This window comes from Falsiroseomonas algicola (assembly GCF_011040385.1).
Taxonomy (GTDB): Bacteria; Pseudomonadota; Alphaproteobacteria; order Acetobacterales; family Acetobacteraceae; genus Falsiroseomonas; species Falsiroseomonas algicola.
In genome coordinates, this window is the sequence record NZ_JAAIKB010000023.1 from 1 (window position 1) to 21,045 (window position 21,045).

A 21,045-nucleotide genomic window follows, 5' to 3' on the forward strand; every position below is an offset into this window, starting at 1 on the left:
TAACAGCAGCGAATCAGCACAAACAACCTTGCGCAAGCCGAGTTGTGTGAATGCCGTAGCGCAAGCGCGGGGGAGGGTGCGTCCGATACTTCCTCGCCCGGGCTTGCGGGGGAGGTTTGGGGTGGTGGTGTGCGCGACCTACTCCGCGGCCTTCGCGAGCCCCTCCGGCTTCAGCGTGTAGGTGGTGAAGCGGCGGTTCAGCGCGGGCAGGGGCGCGATCTCCATGTGGCCCTCCGCCGGCTTCATCAGGATCATCGCGACGGTGGCGGAGAGGTTGCCGCCGAGGCTCATCCGCGGCGGGCGGCAGACGGCCCAGGGCGATTGCCAATCGTCGAAGAAGGCGCTGCGCAGGTCATCCAGCGTGATCGCGCCCACCTTCGCGCGCAGCGCCGCCAGCACGCGCTGGTCGCGATAGGTGCTGTCCGGCGTGGTCTGGATGCCGGTGTCCTTCAGCTTGGAAAGCGCCACCGCCGACTGCCAGTGATTGGCATGCACCAGCAGCCCATCCACCGGGTGCAGCAGGAAGCTCTCATCCGGCGCGCATTCGATGTCCATCGCCCAGCCGGAGGCGTGCGACAGCATGACGTTGTTCGAGGCCGATTTGGGCGTGGCGTAGACGGCGCGCACCGCCAGCGCCACCTGCTCCTGCTCCAGCACCTTCCGCCGCAGCAGGGACAGGGGCACGCCCTCCTGCCGGTAGTCGCGATCGGATTCCAGGTAGTTCGCCGTGATGGCGATGCCCGCGGCGTTGAGCCCCGCGCGGGCCAGGCCGCCGGCCTCGACGAAGGTCAGGATGTCGGGGCCATCCTCGCGCCGGATGCGGAGCACGACGCCGGTCTCGGCACACTCGCTCTTCCAGTCCCAGTTCTGGCCGTGCAGCAATGTGCCATCGGCGCTGGCCGCGGGCGTGACGATGGCGCCGGTGCAGCCATCGGGATCGGCTTCCGGCAGCCCGCGTTTGGCCAGTTGCAGGATCTCCGTCCGGCAGTTCAGCAGCATCACATCCTCGAAGGCCACATCGGCGCCGCGCGCGATGCCGCGCATCTCCGCGACATAGGCCGGGTCGAAGGCCTCCACGCGGGGGACGAAGGCGCGGGCCAGGCGGTGGATGCGCGCGGCATCCAGCCCGCCGCCGGTGAGCTGCGCGTGGTAGTGGCCGATGCTGCGCCGGACGCGGATCGCGGCCTGGCGGCCATAGGATTCACCCCTGGCCTCCGGCGCGCCCGAGAGTTCGTAGAGGGGAAAGGGGGCGGCCGCGTCCATCGGGTTCTCCGTCCAAAGAGAGTACCGGCCATCTTGCCTGGCACGGAGCCGTGGGCAAGCGGGGAAAGGCCGCGCTGCCGGAAGGCGCTGACTGAGCATCGCGCCATCGCGGCGCAGGGCAAGCATAGAATCTCCTTATCTCCTACGGAATTGGTATTGATTCATCGCATCATGTCGTGAATTTCTGAATCCAGCGGCGTTGCCGCGTGGATCATGAGGAGGTTCCCGATGCATCGAATGGCCCTGACCCGCCGCGCCGCGATGCTCGGCTGCTGCCTGCCCCTGCTCGCGCGGCCGGCGCTGGCGACGCCGGCCTGGCGGCCGACCCAGACGGTGAAGCTCATCGTCTCCGCCGCGCCAGGCGGCACGCAGGACATCCACGCCCGCGCCGCCGCGCCGGTGCTGTCGGAGCGCATCGGCCAGACGGTGGTCATCGAGAACAACGGCACCGCGAGTGGCCGCGGCGCTGGCGCCATCGTCGCCCGCGCGGCGCCGGATGGGCATACGCTGCTGGTGGCCTCCGGCGATGGCCTGGTGCTCAGCGACATCCTGTTCGGGCGCCAGCAGGGGCTGCTGCGGCCGCGCCTCGCGCCCGTCACGCTCACCATCGGCGCGTCGCAGCTGCTGGTCACGCATCCCAGCAGCGGTATTCGCAGCGTCGGGGATTACGTCGCGGAGGCACGGCGCCGGCGCGGCGCGCTGACGCTCGGCGTGCCCGGCCATGGCGGCATCGCCCATGTGATCAGCGAGATGCTGAACCGCCAGCTCGGCGGCGTGGAAGTCGTGCATGTGCCGTATCGCGGCGGCGGGCCGGCCACGCTGGACCTGATGGCCGGGCAGCTCGATGCCATGATCATCACCCTGCCGGCCGTGACGGCGCATGTGCGCGCCGGTCGGCTGGTGCCGCTCGCCGTCTCCACCGCCGCGCGCGATCCCGCGATGCCGGAGGTGCCGACCCTGGCGGAGACGGTGGCGCCGGGCTTCGACGTGCCGAGCACGCAGGGCATCCTGCTGCCCGCGGCGACACCCGCGCCGATCATCGAGGCCTGGCACCAGGCCTGGCGTGCTGCGCTGTTCGAGCCCGTGGTGCATCGCCGGCTCAGCGAGCTCGGCTTCATCGTCACCGGCTCCACCCCCGCCGACTTCCTCGCCTCCATCACCGACAGCGAACGCCGCTTCGCCACGGCGATCGAGGCTGCCGGCATCCGCGCCGAAACCGTCTGACGCAGGACATGACCATCATGATCACTCGCCGTACCCTGCTGGCCGTTGCCGTGGCCACGGTTCCGCTGCCCGCGCTGTCGCAGGGCTTCAACCGACCGATCCGCGCCATCGTGCCCTTCCCGCCAGGCGGCGGTGTGGATGCCTTCGCGCGCGCCTTCGTGCCGGCGCTCTCCGCCCAGCTTGGACAGAGCGTCGTCATCGAGAATATCGGTGGCGCGTCATCGCGGCTCGGTACCGCGGCGGTGCTGCGGGCGGCGCCGGATGGGCACACGCTGCTCATCACCAACGACACGCTGGCGGCGATCGAGGCGCTGCCCGTGGCGGGCAGCGGGCCCTTCATCGCCGGGCTGGCGCCGGTGCTGCTGGCGGCCTCCGCGCCGCAGGCGCTGGTGACGCATCCGCGGTCAGGCATTGCCGATGCGGCCGCCTATGCGGCGCGGCTGCGGGCCGGGCGGCCGACCAATATCGGCGTGCCGGGCCTGGGTTCGTCCCAGCACTTCGCCAGCGAATTGCTGGCGCAGGCGCTGGGCGGGGGGCCGGAGCACGTCTCCTACCGCGGCGGCGGGCCGCTGCTGATCGACCTGCTGGGCGGCACCATCGATGGCGGCGTGGTGACGCTGGGCGCAGCCATCGACCAGATCCGCGACGGGCGCCTGGTGGCGCTGGGCGTCAGCGGCCCGAGCCGCAGCCCGGCCCTGCCGCAGGCCCCGACCTTCGCGGAGAGCGTGGCGCCGGGCTTCGAGGTGGAGACCTGGATGGGCGTGCTGGCGCCGCGCGCCACGCCCGCGCCGGTGATCGTGGCCCTGCATGCCGCCAGCCTGGCCGCGCTGCGGGATGCCGGCGTGGCGCAGCGCCTGGGCGCGCTGGGCTTCGACACGCCGGGCCATGGGCCGGATCGCTTCGGCCCGCTGCTGCGCGATACCGCCGCACGCTTCGCCGCCGTGGCGGGCGCGGTCGGGCTCCGCGCGGGGGAGGCGTGACGGGCACCGTCCTGCGGCCCTAGAACCGCCGCTCCATCGGGGGGAGCGGCGGCGATGCCACAGCGGCGGTTCAGGGCGGTGTTCATGCGCGGCGGCACCTCCCGCGCCATCGTGTTCCGGCGGCAGGACCTGCCGGCGGACCGCGCCGAATGGGACCCGATCTTCCTGGCCGCGATCGGATCGCCGGACCCGGAGGCGCGGCAGCTCGATGGCATGGGCGGCGGCGTCTCCTCGCTCAGCAAGGTCTGCATCGTGGGCCCGCCGACGCGCCCCGATGCCGATGTGGACTACACTTTCGGCCAGGTGGCGGTGAAGGAAGCGCTGGTCGATTACGGCGGCAGTTGCGGCAACATGTCCTCCGCCATCGGCCCCTTTGCGCTGGATGAGGGCATGCTGCCGCAGGCGCCGAAGGACGGGCCCGTGGAGGTCCGCATCCACGACACCAATGCCGGCCGCATCATCCGCGCGCGGTTCGAGGCGCGGGACGGCGAGGCGGTGGTGGATGGCGACTTCGTGCTGGACGGCGTCGCCGGCACCGGCGCGCCCGTGCGGCTCGATTTCCTCGACCCCGGCGGCGCCCGCACCGGCGCGCTGCTGCCGACCGGGCGCGTGCTGGACCGGCTGGAGGTGCCGGGCGTCGGCGTGGTGGAGGCGACGATGGTCGATGCCGCCAGCCCCTGCGTCTTCGTGGCCGCCATGGCGATGGGGCGTGGGGCGGTGGACACGGCACAGGCGCTGGACGGGGAGGGCGCGCTGCTGGAGCGCCTCGACGCCATCCGCCGCCAGGCGGCCGTCGCGATGGGCGTGGCGAAGGATGCCGAGGCCGCGCGCGCCCGGCCGAGCCTGCCGCGGGTCGCGATGCTCTGGGCGCCCTGCGAGGCGCGGCTGGCGAATGGCCGCGTGCTGGCGGCGTCGGAGGTCGACCTGCACATCCGCATCATCTCCATGGGCCAGCCGCATCGCGCCGTGACGGCGACGGGGGCGCTGTGCCTGGCGGTCGCCAGCCGCATCCCGGGCAGCGTCGCGGCCGGGATGCTGGGATCGTCCGACCCCGCGCAGCCCATCCGCATCGGCCATGCCTCCGGCATCGCGGTGGTGGATGCGGCGGTGCGGCCGGACGCCGAGGCGAAGGGCGGCTTCCACTGCGAGCACGCGACGCTGTTCCGCACGCAGCGGCGGCTCTTCGAAGGCGCCGTGCTGGTCCGTGCCGCGCGCTGATTTGACACCCCTGCGCAGGCCACGCGAAGCTGCGCCGCGACTCAGCCCGCGGAGAGTGTGATGGCAGCAGACAGGTCCGGCCGCAGGGCCATCTTCGGTGGCGGCGCGGCGGTGCTGGCGGCGACCCAGGCCGCACCCGCCTTGGCGCAGGCCGCTCCCGGCGGTACGCTGCAGGCGATCCGCGACAAGGGCGAGCTTCGCATCGGCGTGGCCCCGGGCGAGCCCTGGTTCTTCCGCGACCAGCGCAGCAACGAATGGTCCGGCATCGGCTGGGGCGTCGGCGTGGCGCTGGCGCGGGAGCTGAATGTCCGCCCCGTGCCGGTGGAGACCACCTGGGGCAATGCGGTGGCCGGCCTGCAGGCCAACCAGTTCGACGTCATGTTCGTGCTGGATGCGACGCCGCAGCGGGCACTCGCCATCGATTTCCCGGTGCAGCCCATGTTCTATTACGCGCAGGGCCTGCTGGTTCGCCCGGGCCTGACCGTGCGGCTGTGGGAGGATGCGAACAAGCCGGAGGTGCGCGTCGGCGTGGTGCTCGGCACCTCGCCCGATCGCGACGTCACGGCCCGGCTGCCGCGCGCGCAGATCGAGCGCTTCCCGACGGCCGATGAGGTCGCGGCCGCCTTCCAGGCGGGGCGCGTGGATGCCATCTCCCTGTTCCACCCCGCGCTGGTCATGCTGCGCGCGCGCGTGCGACGCGGCACGGTGCTGCTGCCGGAGCCCTTCCGCGCCGCCGCGACCAGCGCCGGCGTGCGGCGGGAAGCCGACAAGTCCTGGCGGGACTGGCTGGGCCTGGCGATGGCCCACCTCTACGTCACCGGCGAGACGCAGAAGATCTACGAGAACTACCTGGCCACGCGCGGCGTGGAGGCCGGCAGCGCGCCGCCGGTGATGCGGGAGATGTGGCAGAGCCGCGGGTGATCCCCGGCCGCCGCTGATGAGCTACCAGTGGGATTTCTCCCCGGTCTGGCGCAATGCCGGACCGCTGCTGGAGGGCCTCGGCAATACGCTGTGGCTGTCCGGCTGGTCGATCCTGCTGGGGCTCGCGCTCGGGCTGGGACTGGCGCTGCTGCGGCTGTCGCCGTCCCGCATCGCGAGCGTCGCGGCGCTGGTGGTGATCGAGTTCTACCGCAACACCCCGCCGCTGGTGCATTTCTTCTGGATCTTCTTCGGCCTGCCGATCCTGATCGGCGTCAGCATGAGCCCCTTCACCGCGGCGCTGCTGGCGCTGTCCATCCAGTCCGGCGCCTTCTTCGCGGAGATCTTCCGCGGCGGCATCGTCTCCATCGAGCGGGGGCAGTGGGAGGCGGGCCGCGCGCTGGGGATGAGCGAGGCGCGGCTGATGCGCCGGATCATCCTGCCCCAGGCCGTGCGGCGCATGATCCCGCCGCTGATGGAACGCAGCTTCGAACTGGTGAAGACGACGGCGCTGGCGGCGACGCTCGCCTATGGGGAGCTGCTCTATCGCGCCATGGTCATCGCCTCCCAGACCTTCCGGCCGCTTGAGATCTACACCGCGGTCGCCGTGATCTTCTTCTCCGTGCTGTTCCTGGCGAGCCTCGGCATGCGGCGCGTGGAGCATGTGCTGCGGCGTGGGCACCGCTGATGGAATACGAATTCGCCTTCGGGGAGATCCTGCGGGACTGGGATCTGCTGGCGCGCGGCATCCGGCTGACGGCGGCGCTCTGGGTGATCGCCTTCGTCACCGCGCTGGCGGCGGGGCTGTTCCTCGGCATCGCACGCATGTCGCCGCGCCGCGCGCTGAACTGGCCGGCGACGGCGTATATCGAAATCTTCCGCAACACGCCGGTGCTGGTGCAACTGGTCTGGTTCTACTACGCCTTCCCCGTGCTGACCGGCGTGCAGGTCTCCCCCTTCGTGGCGGCCAGCCTCGGCCTCTGCCTCAACACCTCCGCCTATTGCGCGGAGATCTACCGCGCGGGGCTGCAATCCATCGTGGCAGGGCAGTGGGAGGCGGGGCGCGCGCTGGGGATGAGCGAGGCGACGCTGATGCGCCGCATCATCCTGCCGCAGGCGCTGCGGCGCATGCTGCCCGCCTTCACCAACCGCGCGGTGGAACTGGCGAAGATGACCTCCATCGCCTCCGTCATCACCGTGCATGAGCTGATGCATGAGGCGCGGACGATGGCGACCCAGAGCTTCCTGCCGCTGGAGACCTTCACCGTGGTCGCCGCCATCTACTTCATCCTGATCTATCCCGGCACGCTCGGCGCGCTGCTGCTGGAACGCCGGCTGGCGACGCGGGGCGGTGCGGCATGAGCGGGATCCTGCGCCTCGACGGGCTGCGGAAGAGCTTCGGCAGCAACGAGGTGCTGCGCGGCATCGACCTGACAGTGCAGCAGGGCGAGCGCATCGCCATCCTCGGTGCCAGCGGATCGGGCAAGAGCACGCTGCTCCGCTGCATCAACTTCATGGAGGTGCCGAGCGCGGGCACGGTCACCGTGGCCGGCACGCCGGTGGGCGAGGAGGCGCGCGGCGGGCGGTGCTACCGGCCCGCGGAGCTGGCGAGGCTGCGCACGCGGATCGGCATGATCTTCCAGCAGTTCAACCTCTTCCCCCACATGACCGCGCTGCAGAACGTGGCGGAGGGGCCGCTTTCCGTCCTCGGCGTGGGGCGCGCGGAGGCGGAGGCGCGGGCGCGCCAGCACCTGGCGAAGGTCGGGCTGGCGGAAAAGGCGGAGGCCTATCCCGCAAGGCTCTCCGGCGGGCAGCAGCAGCGCGTGGCGATCGCGCGCGCGCTGGCGATGGAGCCGGAGATGCTGCTGTTCGACGAACCCACCAGCGCGCTCGACCCCGAACTGGTCGGGGAGGTGCTGGAGACGATCCTCGGCCTGTCGCGGGAGGGTCGGACCATGCTGCTCGTGACGCATGAGCTGGGCTTCGCCTTCCACTTCGCCACCCGCGTGATCTTCCTGCATGAGGGCATGATCCATGAGGAAGGCACGCCGGAGCAGGTGCTGAAGCATCCGCGCCAGGACCGAACCCGCGCCTTCATCGGCCGCCACTCCACCTTCGCCTTCTAGGACCTGCCAGCATGATGGAATCGAAGGGCGCGCAGACCCCCGCCGAGGATCCGCGCAACGAGCATGTGCTGATCTACCTGAACGGCCGCATGGTCAGGCGCGAGGAGGCGGTGGTCTCCATCTTCGATGCCGGCTTCGGCCTCGGCGATGGGGTGTGGGAGGGCATCCGGCTGGCGCATGGGCGGCTGGTCGCGGTCGATGAGCATCTGAAGCGGCTCTATGAAGGCGCGAAGGCCATCGCGCTGGATATCGGCATCGATCCCGCGGGGATGCGCGGCATCCTCGAGGAGACCTGCGCGGCGAATGGCATGACCCATGGCGCGCATCTGCGGCTGATGGTGACGCGGGGCGAGAAGAAGACCGTGCACCAGGACCCGCGCAACGCGCTGGGCCGGCCGACCATCGTCGTCACCGCCGAATACAAGCAGCCGGACCCGGCGGTGAAGCAGGCGGGGCTGAAGCTCTTCACCTCCACCATCCGCTGCTCCCCGCCCGATGTCTTCGACCTCCGCCTCAACAGCCACAGCCGGCTCAACCTGATCCAGGCGCTGCTGCAGGCGATCCAGGCAGGGGCGCATGAGGCGCTGATGCTCGATCCCAACGGCTTCGTCGCCAGCTGCAACAGCACCAACTTCTTCATCGTGCGCGACGGCGCCGTCCTCACCTCCACGGGCCGCTTCTGCTTCAAGGGCATCACACGCGCCAAGGTCATCGGGCTCTGCGCGGCGCACGGCATCCCCTGCCGTCAGGAGGATTTCACCCTCGCGGAAGTCTATGGCGCGGAGGAAGCCTTCGTCACCGGCACCTTCGGCGGCGTCACGCGCGTCTGCCAGGTGGATGGGCGGCGCCTGGGCGGGGAGGGTCCGGGGCCCGTCACCGCGCGCCTGTCGGACCTCTATGACCGGACTTTCCTCGGGCCCTGAGGCGCTGATAGCCTCGTTGCGGTCGGGGAGGGGCCGCGATGACCATGATGGACACGCCCTTGCGGGACGCGCCGCCGCGCCTCTGGCGCGGCGACTTCGCGGGCGTGCTGGCCCTGGCGCTGCTGGGCTTCGCGAACCTGGCCGCCTTCTACGGGCTGGAACCCTGGCTGCGGTCGCGCGGGCTGGATGCGGCGCAGGCCGGGGGCACCATCGCGGCCTTCACCCTGGTGGCACTGTTCCTGATGCCAGCGGTGGCGGCGCGTGTCTCCGTGGCGAGCGCGGGCTGGTGCACGGTGGCGGGCTTCGGCGTGACGCTGCTGGTGCTGCCCCTCTACCTGGTCGTCGATGGCTTCGCGGGCTTCGTCGGGCTGCGGCTGCTGCACGGCTTCGGCTTCGTTCTGACGCTGGTCGGCATCACCACGCGCTTCGTGGCGCTGGTGCCGCCCCAGCGGGCGGGGGAGGCCTACAGCCTTTTCTCCGTGGCGGACCTGCTGCCCTTCGCCCTGCTGCCGCCGCTGCTGGAACTGACGCTGCCGGCCTTCGGCGGCGACGCCGCCAACCAGTATGCCGCGATGGCGCTGCTGCAGGCGCCGGCGCTGCTGCTGGCCGTGGTGCTGGCGCGGCGGTCGATCGGGGCGGGATCCCATGTCGCAGGCGGGGCGGCCCGCAAGGCGGGGCCGCGCAGCGGGCCGGTGTGGTCGCTGCTGCTGATCAACACCGCCGCCTTCGTCGCCCATGCCGTGCTGTTCAGCATGGCCAAGGGGCGGGCGCTGGAGCTGGAGGGGGAGGCCGTGGTCGGCCTGTTCTTTGCCCTGCAGACCGGCACGGTCATGGTCTTGCGCCTTTCGGCCGGAAATCTCTTCGACCGCTGGGATCAGCGGCGGGTCTCCGCCTTCGGCGCGGTAGTCGTGACGCTCGCGGTGCTGCTGCTGGCGCTGCCCATCGGGGGCACCGCCCTGGGCGCCTGGGTGCTGGTGCCGGTGGCGCTGTTGCTGGGCATCGGCTTCGGGGCGATGCTGCCGCTGCTGAACGCGCTGATGCACCACCATTCGCCGCCGGCGCAGCGCGGGGCCAACATCAACCTGATGATGCTGACCCTGCAGGTGGGCTACCTCTTCGGCCCGCTGCTGGGCGGGCTGGTGGTGAACTGGGCCGGATACCCGGCGGCCTTCGTGATGGCGGCGGTGCTGCTGGCACCGGCCGCGCCGATGCTGCTGCGGCTGCCGCGCTGACCGGAGGCTTGCGCTGGCGGGTGCGGATGCGTCAATCAATCCTGGCGTGCCTGCCAACGACCAATCCGGGAACTTGCCATGTCCATTCTACACCCTGCCGCCGCCGCGCCAGCGCCGCAGCGCCTGCTGCATCAGGGCATCGTCCTGCTGGTCGGAGTCGCGTTGATGACGCTCTCGGCCAAGACGCAGATCCCCTTCTGGCCCGTGCCGATGACGCTGCAGACCATGGCGGTGCTGGGCTTCGCCGTACTGGCCGGGCCGCGCATGGCGACCGCGATCATGGCGGCCTACCTGATGGCCGGTGCCACCGGCCTGCCGGTCTTTGCCGGTTCGCCGGAGCGCGGCCTCGGCCTGGCCTACATGGCCGGCCCGACGGGCGGCTACCTCGCGGGCTTCCTGCTGGCCTCCTGGCTGACCGGCACGCTGGCGCAGGGCCGCGGCTTGCTCGGGCGCAGCCTGGCGCTGCTCGCGGGTGTCGTCGCGATCTATGGCTGCGGCGTGGCGTGGCTGGCCTTCTTCGTGCCGGCGGACCGGCTGCTGGCGATCGGCGTGCTGCCCTTCCTGCTGGGCGAGGCGACGAAGGTTGCGCTGGTCATCGCCGCCTCCGCGCTGTTCCAGCGGCGCGGCTGAGCCTCAGCCCTCCGCCAGCACCTCCTCGAGCGCCCCGGCGAAGGCTGCCATGGCATCGGCGGGGCCGAGGCTGACGCGGAGCCAGCCGGGGTAGCGGAAGCTCGTCATGGCCCGCGCCATGACGCCGCGCCCCATCAGGCGCCGATGCGCGACCGTGTCGCTCATCGGCAGCTTGAGCATGACGAAATTGCCGACATCGCCGATCATCGTCAGGCCGAGTTTCTGCGCCAAGGCCGCAACGGCCGCGCGGGAGCCCCGCATATGCGCGCGTGTCGCCTGCACATGCGCCTCGTCCCACACCGTCGCCCGCGCGGCCTCCATCGCCAGGATGTTCACGCTGTAGCTGATGGAGGTCTTCTTCACCGTCGCGGCTACGTCCGGGCTCGCCGCCATCCAGCCGATCCGCAAGCCCGCCAGCCCCCACATCTTGGAGAAGGTGCGGAAGACGATGAGGTTGGGGTGGCGCTGCATCAGCGCGAAGCTGTCGGGGAAGGCGGGGTCCTCCGCGAACTCGGCATAGGCCTCGTCCGCCACCACGATGGCGCGGCCATCGACCGCCTCCATGAAGCGGTCGAGTTCGTCATGCCTCCACCAGGTGCCGGTCGGGTTGTTCGGGTTGCAGACGAAGAGGACGCGCGTGCGGTCGTCGATCGCGTCCAGCATCGCCTCCGCGTCGAAGGCATAGTCGCGCAGCGGCACCAGGCGTGGCTCGACGCCGGAGAAGCTCGCCAGCCATTCATAGACGGCGAAGGTGCGGTCGGCGGTGACGATGTTGTCGCCCGGCTCGCAGAAGGCCTTGATGACGAAGGCGATGACCTCGTTCGCGCCATTGCCGAGGATCACCTGTTCCGGGTCGATGTCGAAGCGCCGGCCGAGCGCGCGGCGGAGGTGCCAGCCATCGCCCTGGGGGTAGAGCGCCGCCTGTTCAGGCTTCCAAGCCGCCATCATCGCCCGCGCGGCTTCGGGCGGGCCGATCGGGTTCTCGTTGTTGTTGAGGCGATGGAGATGCGGCACGCCGAAGCGGCGGCACAGCACGTCGTCCGGCGGACTCGGGACATAGGCCTCGAAGGCCCGGACATGCGCCGGGACCAGACGATCCAGCGCAAACTCCGTCATTCCGCGGCGGCCAGCAGCAGCAGGTCTCCCGCCGCATCCGGGATCAGCGCGGCGGGGGAGAGGCCCGCCTTCACCAGCCCCTCCGCAAAGGCTGCCTGGTCCGGCTTGCCGAGGTCGAGGATCGCGCGGATTTCGGAAAAGCCCTGGTCGCGGAACAGCGCGACATTGCCGGCGGCGACGGCGGCGGCGTCGCCGGCGGCGATCAGGCTGCGCAGCGTGACCCGGCCGCGGGCGCGGTCGGTCTCGGCGGCCATGGCCGCGCCCGTGGCCCGCTTCGGGCGGGCGGGCTCCTCGATGTCGCGGCCGAGCGCCAGGCGGCGGGTCGCCGCCGTCACCCAGTCGGCCAGCACCGGCGGCACCCAGCTGATGCCGCCCGGGTCTTCCTCCAGCGCGCGGAACAGCACCGGCCAGGTGGTGCCATCGGCGGCGGGCAGCTGGCCCACCGTCTCGAAGCCCTGGCGCGGCATGTCGGGGGAGGGCTCCAGCACCACCAGGCCCTGGATCTTCTTCCGCACCAGCCCGGCCAGCGCCGCTTCCAGCAGCGCCTCCGCCACCGCGGCGCGGTCCGCGCCGTCCGGCAGCAGCAGCGCGGGGCCCGAGAGTTCCATCAGGCGCCGGCCGAAGGGCTGCCAGAACAGCCCGCCCACGGGGCGCTTCCGCGCATCCAGCGCCACACGCGCGAAGAGGTCCCCCTGCGCCCGCTGGTCCAGCACGCGGGGCGCCAGGCGGAAGGCGGGACCGCCGAGTTCCGCGGCCTCCGCCCATTGCACCAGCAGCGCCAGCGTCGCGTCGTCGGGATCGACGGCCGCGCCGCTGATCGGGCCCAGCGCCTCCGGCGCCGTGGCCGCTGCCTGGGGGGGATAGGCGCGTCCGACATCGAAGCCGAGGCGAAGCCCGCCTCGGTCCAGCGGCTCGGTCGTCAGCCGGTCGGCGAGTCGCGCGGCAAGGTAGAGTCCGATCTCCTCCGCATCCTCCGCATCCCCCCGCCGGGACTGGTCGAGGCCCGCGAGGTCGAGGTCGGCGGCGGTGAAATCGACGGAAAGTCGCATCGCATGGCGACGGTCGGACAGGGTCAGGCCGACCAGGCCCGCATTGGCGGGGGCGGCGCCGAGCACCTCCTCCGCGATCAGGGCAAGGCGGTTGGCCAGCCTCTCCTCCGCCCCGCCCGCGAGGGCACAGTCCCGGATGAAGCCGGCGCCGATGCCGGCATGGCGGGGGCCTGCGGGAAGCTGGGCGCGCGGGTCGAGGCTCACGGCCGGGCCGCGCGGGTGAGGGGGGCAGGGATCATGCGGGCGCTCCTCGCTCTTCCGTCACGCTACAACAAAATGCGCGGACGGGCAGGCACCCGGGGGTTGTGCGGCGACAGCGTGGGGTTGTGCGGCGAGGGCGATGATCAAGGGCGTTGCAATTCGGGTGTTGCGGCGCAGCACGAATGGGTCATACCTCTGTCCCAAGTCGTAGGAAGCCCGATGCCCGAACTTCTCGTCGTCCAGACCCGCGAGTACCGCCTGCACCGGATGGAGGTCTTCGACCGCGGCAAGGCCGGTTTCACCGTGCTGATCCATCCGCCGGCCAATCGCGGCCAGACGCGGGAGATGGTGCGCGAGCATCCCGGGGAGACGCTGGGCGAGATGCTGAACCGGGCCAAGGCGGAGATCGACGTGGTGATGGGGCCGAAGCGCCCGCCGCCGCCCCGCGGCTATGCGCGGCGGGATTAGCGCGCGGGAGGGCGGCCGCTGCAAGCGGCCGAGGCCGCGAATGCGGCCCGCCGGTCGTCCGGCGAAGCCCACCGGCGTTTGAGGTCCGAAGGGCGATCACTGTGATGCCGAGCCTCGCGTTGCGCTCTCCCTAGGCCACCGCTAGCGTCCCTGCCACCAAGGCGGAGACGGTGATGGACGGGTCGGTCGGGCTGACGGCACCGGATGCGGTCACGGTGGAGATCATCAAGGGCGCACTCCGCTCCGCCCAGGCGGAATGCGAGGCGCTGCTCGAACGCACCGCCATGTCGCCGGTGATCCGGGAGAAGCAGGACTACTTCATCGGCTTCTACGCCGCCGATGGCAGCCTGGTGACGGGCACGAAGCTGCCGCTGTTCGGCGACGTGATGCGCCCGATCCTCGACCGCTTCCCGGCCGAGGACATCAGGCCCGGCGACATCTTCTGGTACAATGACTGCTACATCTCGAAGGGTGGCGTCTCCCACACCTCCGACCAGGTCTTCGCGACGCCGGTCTTCGTGGGCGGCGAACTCGTGGCCTTCGCGCAGAGCTGGGCGCATTTCCGCGATATCGGCGGCGCCTGGCCGGGATCGAACACGCCGGGCACGGAGAGCGTCTTCCAGGAAGGCATCATGGTGCCGCCGGTGCGGCTCTATCGGGAAGGCGTGCTGAACACCGACCTCTTCGAGGTCTTCGTCCGCAACTCCCGCTTCCCTCAGCATGCCCGCGGCGACACGCGGGCGCTGACGGCCGCCGTGCGGCTTGGCGAGAAGCGGCTCGCGGAGTTGTTCAACCGCTTCGGCACCAAGGTGCTGCTGGGTGCCATCGCGGCGATGCGGGAGCAGTCGGCGCGGCTGTTCCGCCGCCGCCTCTCGGAAGTCTTCCCCGCCGGCGGCAGCTGGAAATTCGCCGATCGCGTGGATGGGGACGGCAAGGGCGGCGGGCCCTTCACGGTGCGCTTCGAACTCAAGGCGCGGGAGGATGGCTTCACGCTGGATACGCGCGAGTCGGATGGCCAGGCCAAGGGGCCGATCAACTTCCTCATGAACCCGACCGTGCCGAACACGGTCTTCGGGCTGTACCTCCTCGCCAATGAGCCGGACGTCATGATGAATGACGGGCTGCTGCGCACGATCGATGAGGTGCTGGTGAAGTCCGGCACCATCATCCAGCCGGCCTTTCCCGCGCCGCTCGGCCAGCGATCCAACACGCTGGCGCGCGTCATCTCCGGCTGCCTCGGGCTGCTGGCGCAGGCGACGGAGGGCAACAGCCCCGCGGCAAGTTCGATCTACACCATCTACACGCTGACGGGGCGGCAGCCCTCCGATGGATCGCTGTTCTACAAATCGGGCGGCCACGGCACGGGGCAGGGGGCGCGGCCCTTCGCGGATGGGCTCGACGTCATCTACTACGTCGCGCAGCAGAACTACCCGATCGAGTTCCTCGAGACCGACATGCCGGTGCGCATCCGCACCTATGCCATCCGGCCGGACAGCGGCGGGCCCGGGCGCTGGCGCGGCGGCTGCGGCATGATCCGGGAGATGGAGATCCTGGTCGATGGCGCGACGCTCAACACGCGCATGGACAATGTCGAGAACCCGCCCTGGGGCGTGAAGGGCGGCCAGAGCGGAAGGCCCGGCCGCTTCATCATCAACCCCGGCCGCGCCGATGAGCGCGAAGTCGCCAGGCTGGCACAGGGGATTCCCGTGAAGCGCGGCGATGTCGTGCGCATGGAGAGCACGGGCGGCGGCGGCTGGGGCCATCCCTTCGACCGGGAGGCCTGGCGCGTGCGGCAGGATGTGCTGGGCGGCTTCGTGACTGTGGAGGCCGCGCGCGCGGATTACGGCGTGGTGCTGGCGGAGACGCCGGACCGCGAGGTGGATGAAGCCGCGACCGCCGCGCTGCGCGCCGACCGCCCCGCGGCGGAGGGGATGTTCCACCGCCACGGCGCCTACCGTGACGCGGATGCCTGGTGGGAGGCGATGGCGAGCTGAGGTTCAGCCCGCCGGCACCTCCACCACCAGGTTCCCGAAGGCATCCATCACCGCGCTGTCGCCGGGGTGCAGATAGGTCGTTGCATCCATCTGCACGATGATCGCGGGGCCAAGCACCGTGGCGCGGGCGCCCAGCGCATCGCGCCGCCAGACCGGCACGCGGGCGAGGCCCGTCTCCAGATGCACCGGCAGATGGGTGTAGGGCGCGCCAGGCCCCGCCACGGGCGCCGCTTCCGGCGCCGGGCCGGGGAGCGTGCCGAGCGCCGCCACTTCCAGCGTCACGATCTCCACTGGCGTGTCGGGCTGCGCGAAGGTGTAGAGACGCTCATGCTCCGCATGGAACCGCGCGATCGCCTCCTCGAGGCCCGCATGGTCTGCGGCGCGGCCGGGCCAATCGACATAGAGTTCGAAGCCCTGGTGCATGTAGCGCATGCCCGCGCGCCAGCGGATATCCCGCGCGGAAGCGGGCACGGATTCCGATTCCAGCCAGGCTGCCGCTTCCGCATCCAGCGCGCCGAAGGCGGCGGCGAGCGGCGCGGGGTCCGCGATGGGTGCGCGCATCATCACGGTGCGGGAGAACTCGTTGCGCAGCGGCGCGGCCAGCAGCCCCTCGGCGGAGAGCACGCCGGGGCTCGCGGGCACCAGGATGCGCCGCATGCCGAGCAAGCGCGCGATGGCGCCGGCCTGCAGCGGCCCCGCGCCGCCGAAGGGCAGCAGCGCGAAATCGACGGGGTCATGCCCGCGCTGCACCGAGACCACGCGGATCGCGCCCGCCATGGCGTTGTCGGCCACTGCGATGATGCCGCGCGCGGCGGCGTGCAGGTCCATCCCCAGCGGCTTCGCGATCCGCGCCTCGATCGCGCGCGCGGCGGCGTCCACATCCAGCGTGATGGCGCCATCCAGCAGCGAGGGCGGCAGGCGGCCGAGGACCAGATTGGCGTCGGTCAGCGTCGGCTCCACGCCGCCGCGGCCATAGGCGACGGGTCCGGGCATGGCGCCGGCACTCGCGGGGCCGACGAGCAGCGCGCCCTCCGGCGAGACGCGGGCGATGGAGCCGCCGCCGGCGCCGATGGTGTGGATGTCGATCATCGGCAGGCTGAGCGGCCAGTCGCCGACCTTGCCCTCACTGGTCAGGCGCGGATCGCCATCGATCAGGCTGATATCGGCGGAGGTGCCGCCGACATCCAGCGTGATGAGCTTCGGATGCCCCGCGCGCAGCCCGAGCGCGCGCGCGCCGACGACGCCGGCGGCAGGGCCGGAGAGTGCCGTCTGCACGGGCTGCTTCGCGGCACCTTCGCCGCGGATGACGCCGCCGGAGGACTTCATGAGCAGCAGCGGCGCGGCGATGCCGCCCTGCTTCAGCCGGTCCTCGATCCGGCGGACATAGGTGGCCACCGCAGGCATGACATAGGCGTTGAGCGCCGTCGCCATGCTGCGCTCGTATTCGCGGAAGACGGGCAGCACCTCGCTGGACAGCGTGATGGGAATGCCCGGCAATTCCTCCGCCAGGATCGCGCCGGCGCGGCGTTCATGCGTGGGGTCGGCATAGGCGTGCAGGAAGCAGACGGCGACGACCTCCACGCCGAGCCGCCTGAACTCCGCCGCGGCATCGCGCACATCCTGCTCCACCAGCGGCTCCACCACGGCGCCGCCGGCAGCCAGGCGCTCACGCGCCTCCCGCACATGCTCCGGCGGTATGGGGCGGCGCGGCTTCTGCCACGCATAGAGGTTCGCGTGGCGCGGGATGTCGTGGCGGCCGATCTCCAGCACATGGCGAAGCCCGGCCGTCGTCAGCAGGCCGGCCTTGGCGCCCTTCTGTTCCAGGATCGCATTCGTCGCGACGGTCGTGCCGTGCAGGACATGCGTGACCTCCGCGGGCTTGCGGCCGGCGATGGACAGCACCTGCGCGATACCCTCCGCGAAGGCGCGGGATCGGTCATCGGGCGTGGAGGAAACCTTGGCCTGCCAGCGCTGGCCGCTGGCGCGATCGACCAGCACGATGTCGGTGAAGGTGCCGCCCGCATCGACCGCGACCGAGAGGCTGCCGCGATCGTCCATGCCATCAACCATCCGCATTCCATCCATGCCAGCACAGCATCGCGTGCGATTTCATCCGCGATGCTAGGCATCGCCGCGACGACGCGTCAAACGCGCCTGACGCCGGTGAAGGTGGAAAGGCCGACGGGTATATCCACGAGGTTGCGCTGATGCGCGATGACGCGGAAATACTCGCCGAGGGGCAGGTAGGGCACGTCCTGCCAGAACTGCGCCTGGATCTCCCGCGCCTTGGCCTGCTGCGCGGTGGTGTCGGGCGCCGCCATCCATTCCTGCCGCAGCCGCTCCAGCGGCGGACTGTCCGGCCAGCCGAACCAGGCGCCGGCGCCATTGGCGCGGAGGCCGAGATTGGCGACGGGGTCGAGCAGGCCGGCCGCGCTGAAGCCGGAGATGAAGACGTTCCAGCCGCCGCTTTCCGGCGGATTGCGGGACCCGCGGCGCTGCACGATGGTCCCCCAATCCGCGGCATAGGCTTCGGCATTCATGCCCGCGCGGCGGAACATGTCCACGGCCACTTCGCCCATGGCCTTGAGGAAGGCGAAGTCCATGGGCTGCAGCACGATGATCTTCTCGCCCCGATAGCCCGCGGCGGCCAGGTCGCGCTTCACCTTCTCCATGTCGCGCGGGCCGCGCAGCACGCCGATGCCTTCGTCATTCGCCATCGGCGTGTTCGGCAGAAAGACGCCGACATCGGTGCGCCACAGGCTGCGGTCATCGCCGAAGCCCGCGGTCATGTAGGTGGACTGGTCCAGCGCGCCGAGCATGGCGCGGCGGATGGCGGGGTTGTTGAAGGGCGGATGGAGATGGTTGAAGCGCAGCACGCTGATGCTGCTGTCCTCCGTGATCTTCACCGTCGCGTTGCGGCTGCGGCGCAGCACCGGCAGCAGGTCGTTCGGCGCATATTCCAGCCAATCGACCTCCCCCTGCTGCAGCGCCGCCGCCGCCGTCGCGGGGTCGGGCAGGATGTGCCACTCGATGCGGTCCATATGCGCGATCTTGGGCCCGGCGGAGCGGCTGGCGGTGCCGGTGGCGCGAGGCACATAGCCCTCGAACTTCGAATAGACGAGGCGGGCGCCGGAGACGCGTTCGCGTGCCTCGAACCGGAAGGGCCCGCTGCCGATCATCTCGGCGACGGGGCGCGAAGGATCGGTGCTGGCCAGGCGTTCGGGCATGATGGCGGGCATCGCCGCCGTCACCTTGCCGAGTGCACGCGGCAGCAGCGGGAAGGGGCGCTTCAGACGGAAGCGGATGGTGCGGTCGGTGGGCGCCGTCAGCTCGTCGGTCGCCGCGATCAGCTCCGCACCGAACATGTCGCGTGCCGCCCAGCGGCGGATGCTGGCGACGACGTCGCGGCCGCGCACGGGTTCGCCATCATGGAAGCGGAGCCCCTCGCGCAAGGTCAGCGTCCAGACGCGGCCCTCATCCTCCGTGACATGGCCCTCCACCATCTGCGGGTGGAGGTTGTAGTCGGCGTCCAGCCCGTAGAGCGTATCGAAGACCATGAAGCCGTGGGTGAGTGTCACCGTCGCGGTGTTGAAGACCGGGTCCACCACCGCCAGGTCCGCCTGCGGCACGAAGCGCAAGGTGCGGGAGGCCGCGCCCTGCGCGCCGACGATGCGGGGTGCTGCGACCATGGCGCCGGCGGTGCCGAGGATCTGGCGGCGGGTAGGCATGGTCTGACCTCCATCCGGATGCGACGCCATCACGATGCAACAGGGATGCGGGGTGGGGAACGGTGTTTCTTCATGGCTTGGCGCTTGGTGCCACGCGTTCCATGCTGCCGTCCTGGAGGGCCAAGCCATGACGCTGCGCTGCGACCTGATCATCCGCGATGCCACGCTGGTCGATGGCACGGGCGGCCCCCGCCGTCGTGGCGATGTCGGCGTGAAGGGCGACCGGATCGTGGGCGTCGGTGATCTGTCGGCCATGGCCGCGGATCGGGAGGTGATGGCAGAGGGGCGCATCCTCGCGCCCGGCTTCATCGATGCGCATACGCATGACGACCAGGCAGTGCTCTGCGGTCCCGCCTGCATGCTCTGCCGCGTGTCGCAGGGCGTCACCACCGTCGTCGTCGGCAATTGCGGCATCAGCCTGGCGCCGGAGCCGATGAAGGAGAGGCCGCCCGCGCCGCTCGATGGCGTCTGCGCGCCGGAATGGTGGATCTTCGACAGCTTCGGCGCCTATGCGGAGCATCTGGAGAAGCAGCCCTCCTCGGTCAACACGCTGGCGCTGATCGGGCACATGTCTCTGCGCGTGGCGGCCATGGGCGGCGACACCACCCGCGCGGCCACCGACAAGGAAGCCGAGCGCATGCGCCGCAAGCTGGCGCAGTCCTTGGCGGAAGGCGCGGCGGGGTTCTCGACGGGCCTCTTCTACCCCCCCAGCAAGCATGCGCCGACGGAGGAGGTGATCGCGGTGGCGGAGGCGCTGCGCGAGCATCGCGGCCTCTATGTCACGCATATGCGCGACGAGGCCGATGGCGTGCTGGACAGCATCGAGGAGACGCTGCGCATCGGCAAGGCGGTCGGCGCGCCCATCATCATCAGCCACCACAAATGCGCGCAGCCCGAGAATCACGGCCGCTCCGTCCAGACCCTGCCGCTGATCGAGCGCCACGCGGCCGACTATCCCGTGGCCTTCGACGTCTATCCCTACACCGCCTCCTCCACCTCGCTTTCCGCGCGCAAGCCGCGCGCGGACGTGCCCGTGCAGGTCACGACGTCACTGCCGCATCCCGAGATGGCGGGCCGTGCGCTGTCCGACATCGCGCAGGAATGGGGCGTGTCGCTGGAGGAAGCCGCGAAGCGCCTGACGCCGGGCGGCGGCGTCTTCCACAACATGGCGGAGGAGGATGTGCGGCGTATCATGGCGCATCGCCTTTCCATGATCGGCAGCGATGGCGGGCCGCTGGCCAAGCACCCGCATCCCCGCCTGTGGGGTACGTTCCCGCGCGTGCTCGGCCGCTACTGCCGCGAACTCGGGCTCTTCGACCTCGAGACCGCCGTCCACAAGATGACGGGCCGCACCGCCTCCATCTTCGGGATCCCGGACCGCGGCACGTTGCGGGAAGGCGCCTTCGCCGACCTCGTGCTGTTCGATGCCGATACGGTGCTGGACCGCGCCACCTTCGTGGAGCCGCGCCAGGTCGCGGACGGCATCATCGAGACCTGGGTGAACGGCCAATCCGTCTATACCCATGCCGCCGGCGCCAGCGACACGCCGGCGGGGCGGCTGCTGCGGCGGGAGGTTCAGTAGACCGCCGCGATGCACTCGATCTCCAGCAGGAATTCCGGCACCGGCAACGCGGCCACCACGCAGGTGGTGCGCGCGGGCAGGTGATCCGCCGGGAAGGCCTCGGCATAGAGGCGGTTCATCATGCCCACATCCTCCGCCCGCGTCAGCAGGACATTCGCCTTCAGGATGCCCTGCATGCTGCTACCGCCTTCCGCGATGGCGCGCTTGAGGTGTTCCATCACCAGGGCAAACTGGGCCTCGAACCCCTCCGGCACGCCCTCCGGCCCCATGGGGCCGATGCCGGAGACGTAGAGCGTCGGTCCGTGGCGAACGGATTGCGCGAAGGGCGGGTATTTCCGGCCGCCCTGCGGTGGCATGAAGCGCGTGATTTCCGGCATCGGACGTTCTCCCTGG

Annotated in this window: 19 protein-coding genes; 13 read left to right on the forward strand and 6 right to left on the reverse strand. The window is 71.0% G+C overall.

Annotation, left to right across the window (positions count from 1 at the left end; genetic code table 11):
- Positions 1-138: 138 nt before the first annotated feature.
- Positions 139-1,263 carry a C45 family autoproteolytic acyltransferase/hydolase gene (locus G3576_RS28635; RefSeq protein WP_164697920.1) on the reverse strand — a complete coding sequence of 375 codons (1,125 nt, stop codon included), beginning with the start codon at positions 1,261-1,263 and terminating at the stop codon, positions 139-141.
- Positions 1,264-1,491: 228 nt separating this feature from the next.
- On the opposite strand from G3576_RS28635, the gene G3576_RS28640 reads away from it, so the two are divergent.
- The 10 genes from G3576_RS28640 (at position 1,492) to G3576_RS28685 (ending at position 10,514) form a co-directional block, all read left to right on the forward strand.
- Entirely contained in the window at positions 1,492-2,487 is a 996-nt protein-coding gene (locus tag G3576_RS28640) for a Bug family tripartite tricarboxylate transporter substrate binding protein (protein WP_164697921.1), read from the forward strand.
- Between the two features lie 17 nt (positions 2,488-2,504).
- A complete protein-coding gene (locus G3576_RS28645; RefSeq protein ID WP_164697922.1) occupies positions 2,505-3,467 on the forward strand; it encodes a Bug family tripartite tricarboxylate transporter substrate binding protein in 963 nt (320 codons plus the stop codon).
- A 54-nt stretch (positions 3,468-3,521) separates the two neighbouring features.
- The gene (locus G3576_RS28650) at positions 3,522-4,685 is read left to right on the forward strand and encodes a 2-methylaconitate cis-trans isomerase PrpF family protein (protein WP_164697923.1); all 1,164 of its coding nucleotides are present in this window, start codon (positions 3,522-3,524) and stop codon (positions 4,683-4,685) included.
- Positions 4,686-4,745: 60 nt separating this feature from the next.
- Positions 4,746-5,606: a transporter substrate-binding domain-containing protein gene (locus G3576_RS28655; RefSeq protein WP_164697924.1), complete on the forward strand. Its 861-nt coding sequence runs from the start codon at positions 4,746-4,748 to the stop codon at positions 5,604-5,606.
- Positions 5,607-5,622: 16 nt separating this feature from the next.
- On the forward strand, positions 5,623-6,291 hold the full coding sequence (locus G3576_RS28660) for an amino acid ABC transporter permease (RefSeq protein WP_164697925.1): 669 nt from the start codon (positions 5,623-5,625) through the stop codon (positions 6,289-6,291).
- Complete coding sequence (locus tag G3576_RS28665) at positions 6,291-6,965, forward strand: amino acid ABC transporter permease (protein ID WP_164697926.1); 675 nt, start codon at positions 6,291-6,293, stop codon at positions 6,963-6,965. Before G3576_RS28660 ends, G3576_RS28665 begins: the two co-directional genes overlap by 1 nt.
- Positions 6,962-7,729 (forward strand): amino acid ABC transporter ATP-binding protein, encoded by a 768-nt coding sequence (locus G3576_RS28670; protein WP_164697927.1) that lies wholly within the window; start codon positions 6,962-6,964, stop codon positions 7,727-7,729. The genes G3576_RS28665 and G3576_RS28670 overlap by 4 nt, the downstream gene beginning before the upstream one ends.
- An 11-nt stretch (positions 7,730-7,740) precedes the next feature.
- The gene (locus G3576_RS28675; protein ID WP_164697928.1) at positions 7,741-8,652 is read left to right on the forward strand and encodes an aminotransferase class IV; all 912 of its coding nucleotides are present in this window, start codon (positions 7,741-7,743) and stop codon (positions 8,650-8,652) included.
- Between the two features lie 38 nt (positions 8,653-8,690).
- Positions 8,691-9,884 carry an MFS transporter gene (locus tag G3576_RS28680; protein ID WP_164697929.1) on the forward strand — a complete coding sequence of 398 codons (1,194 nt, stop codon included), beginning with the start codon at positions 8,691-8,693 and terminating at the stop codon, positions 9,882-9,884.
- Positions 9,885-9,962: 78 nt separating this feature from the next.
- Positions 9,963-10,514 carry a biotin transporter BioY gene (locus G3576_RS28685; protein WP_164697930.1) on the forward strand — a complete coding sequence of 184 codons (552 nt, stop codon included), beginning with the start codon at positions 9,963-9,965 and terminating at the stop codon, positions 10,512-10,514.
- Positions 10,515-10,517: 3 nt separating this feature from the next.
- On the opposite strand, the gene hisC is transcribed toward G3576_RS28685, so the two are convergent.
- Positions 10,518-11,630, reverse strand: a complete 1,113-nt coding sequence (gene hisC / locus G3576_RS28690; RefSeq protein ID WP_164697931.1) for a histidinol-phosphate transaminase — start codon at positions 11,628-11,630, stop codon at positions 10,518-10,520.
- Entirely contained in the window at positions 11,627-12,883 is a 1,257-nt protein-coding gene (locus G3576_RS28695) for a hypothetical protein (protein ID WP_164697932.1), read from the reverse strand. The genes hisC and G3576_RS28695 overlap by 4 nt, the downstream gene beginning before the upstream one ends.
- Positions 12,884-13,099: 216 nt before the next feature.
- Between G3576_RS28695 and G3576_RS28700 the strand changes: the two genes are divergently transcribed.
- The gene (locus tag G3576_RS28700) at positions 13,100-13,348 is read left to right on the forward strand and encodes a hypothetical protein (protein ID WP_164697933.1); all 249 of its coding nucleotides are present in this window, start codon (positions 13,100-13,102) and stop codon (positions 13,346-13,348) included.
- A 173-nt stretch (positions 13,349-13,521) separates the two neighbouring features.
- Positions 13,522-15,342, forward strand: a complete 1,821-nt coding sequence (locus G3576_RS28705) for a hydantoinase B/oxoprolinase family protein (protein ID WP_164697934.1) — start codon at positions 13,522-13,524, stop codon at positions 15,340-15,342.
- A 3-nt stretch (positions 15,343-15,345) separates the two neighbouring features.
- On the opposite strand, the gene G3576_RS28710 is transcribed toward G3576_RS28705, so the two are convergent.
- Both G3576_RS28710 and G3576_RS28715 read right to left on the reverse strand, forming a co-directional pair.
- Entirely contained in the window at positions 15,346-17,400 is a 2,055-nt protein-coding gene (locus G3576_RS28710) for a hydantoinase/oxoprolinase family protein (RefSeq protein WP_164697935.1), read from the reverse strand.
- Positions 17,401-17,486: 86 nt separating this feature from the next.
- A complete protein-coding gene (locus G3576_RS28715) occupies positions 17,487-19,070 on the reverse strand; it encodes an ABC transporter substrate-binding protein (RefSeq protein WP_164697936.1) in 1,584 nt (527 codons plus the stop codon).
- A gap of 127 nt (positions 19,071-19,197) precedes the next feature.
- Between G3576_RS28715 and G3576_RS28720 the strand changes: the two genes are divergently transcribed.
- Complete coding sequence (locus G3576_RS28720) at positions 19,198-20,652, forward strand: N-acyl-D-amino-acid deacylase family protein (protein ID WP_164697937.1); 1,455 nt, start codon at positions 19,198-19,200, stop codon at positions 20,650-20,652.
- Here the strand turns inward: G3576_RS28720 and G3576_RS28725 are convergent.
- A complete protein-coding gene (locus G3576_RS28725) occupies positions 20,646-21,029 on the reverse strand; it encodes a RidA family protein (RefSeq protein ID WP_164697938.1) in 384 nt (127 codons plus the stop codon). The genes G3576_RS28720 and G3576_RS28725 overlap by 7 nt on opposite strands.
- Positions 21,030-21,045 lie beyond the last annotated feature (16 nt).

What these genes read in the sequence shown, in the direction of transcription:
- G3576_RS28635 (WP_164697920.1), bottom strand. Translation starts at nt 1,263, where the DNA reads ATGGACGCGGCCGCCCCCTTTCCCCTCTACGAACTCTCGGGCGCGCCG.
- G3576_RS28640 (WP_164697921.1), top strand. Translation starts at nt 1,492, where the DNA reads ATGCATCGAATGGCCCTGACCCGCCGCGCCGCGATGCTCGGCTGCTGC.
- G3576_RS28645 (WP_164697922.1), top strand. Translation starts at nt 2,505, where the DNA reads ATGATCACTCGCCGTACCCTGCTGGCCGTTGCCGTGGCCACGGTTCCG.
- G3576_RS28650 (WP_164697923.1), top strand. Translation starts at nt 3,522, where the DNA reads ATGCCACAGCGGCGGTTCAGGGCGGTGTTCATGCGCGGCGGCACCTCC.
- G3576_RS28655 (WP_164697924.1), top strand. Translation starts at nt 4,746, where the DNA reads ATGGCAGCAGACAGGTCCGGCCGCAGGGCCATCTTCGGTGGCGGCGCG.
- G3576_RS28660 (WP_164697925.1), top strand. Translation starts at nt 5,623, where the DNA reads ATGAGCTACCAGTGGGATTTCTCCCCGGTCTGGCGCAATGCCGGACCG.
- G3576_RS28665 (WP_164697926.1), top strand. Translation starts at nt 6,291, where the DNA reads ATGGAATACGAATTCGCCTTCGGGGAGATCCTGCGGGACTGGGATCTG.
- G3576_RS28670 (WP_164697927.1), top strand. Translation starts at nt 6,962, where the DNA reads ATGAGCGGGATCCTGCGCCTCGACGGGCTGCGGAAGAGCTTCGGCAGC.
- G3576_RS28675 (WP_164697928.1), top strand. Translation starts at nt 7,741, where the DNA reads ATGATGGAATCGAAGGGCGCGCAGACCCCCGCCGAGGATCCGCGCAAC.
- G3576_RS28680 (WP_164697929.1), top strand. Translation starts at nt 8,691, where the DNA reads ATGACCATGATGGACACGCCCTTGCGGGACGCGCCGCCGCGCCTCTGG.
- G3576_RS28685 (WP_164697930.1), top strand. Translation starts at nt 9,963, where the DNA reads ATGTCCATTCTACACCCTGCCGCCGCCGCGCCAGCGCCGCAGCGCCTG.
- hisC (WP_164697931.1), bottom strand. Translation starts at nt 11,630, where the DNA reads ATGACGGAGTTTGCGCTGGATCGTCTGGTCCCGGCGCATGTCCGGGCC.
- G3576_RS28700 (WP_164697933.1), top strand. Translation starts at nt 13,100, where the DNA reads ATGCCCGAACTTCTCGTCGTCCAGACCCGCGAGTACCGCCTGCACCGG.
- G3576_RS28705 (WP_164697934.1), top strand. Translation starts at nt 13,522, where the DNA reads ATGGACGGGTCGGTCGGGCTGACGGCACCGGATGCGGTCACGGTGGAG.
- G3576_RS28710 (WP_164697935.1), bottom strand. Translation starts at nt 17,400, where the DNA reads ATGGACGATCGCGGCAGCCTCTCGGTCGCGGTCGATGCGGGCGGCACC.
- G3576_RS28715 (WP_164697936.1), bottom strand. Translation starts at nt 19,070, where the DNA reads ATGCCTACCCGCCGCCAGATCCTCGGCACCGCCGGCGCCATGGTCGCA.
- G3576_RS28720 (WP_164697937.1), top strand. Translation starts at nt 19,198, where the DNA reads ATGACGCTGCGCTGCGACCTGATCATCCGCGATGCCACGCTGGTCGAT.
- G3576_RS28725 (WP_164697938.1), bottom strand. Translation starts at nt 21,029, where the DNA reads ATGCCGGAAATCACGCGCTTCATGCCACCGCAGGGCGGCCGGAAATAC.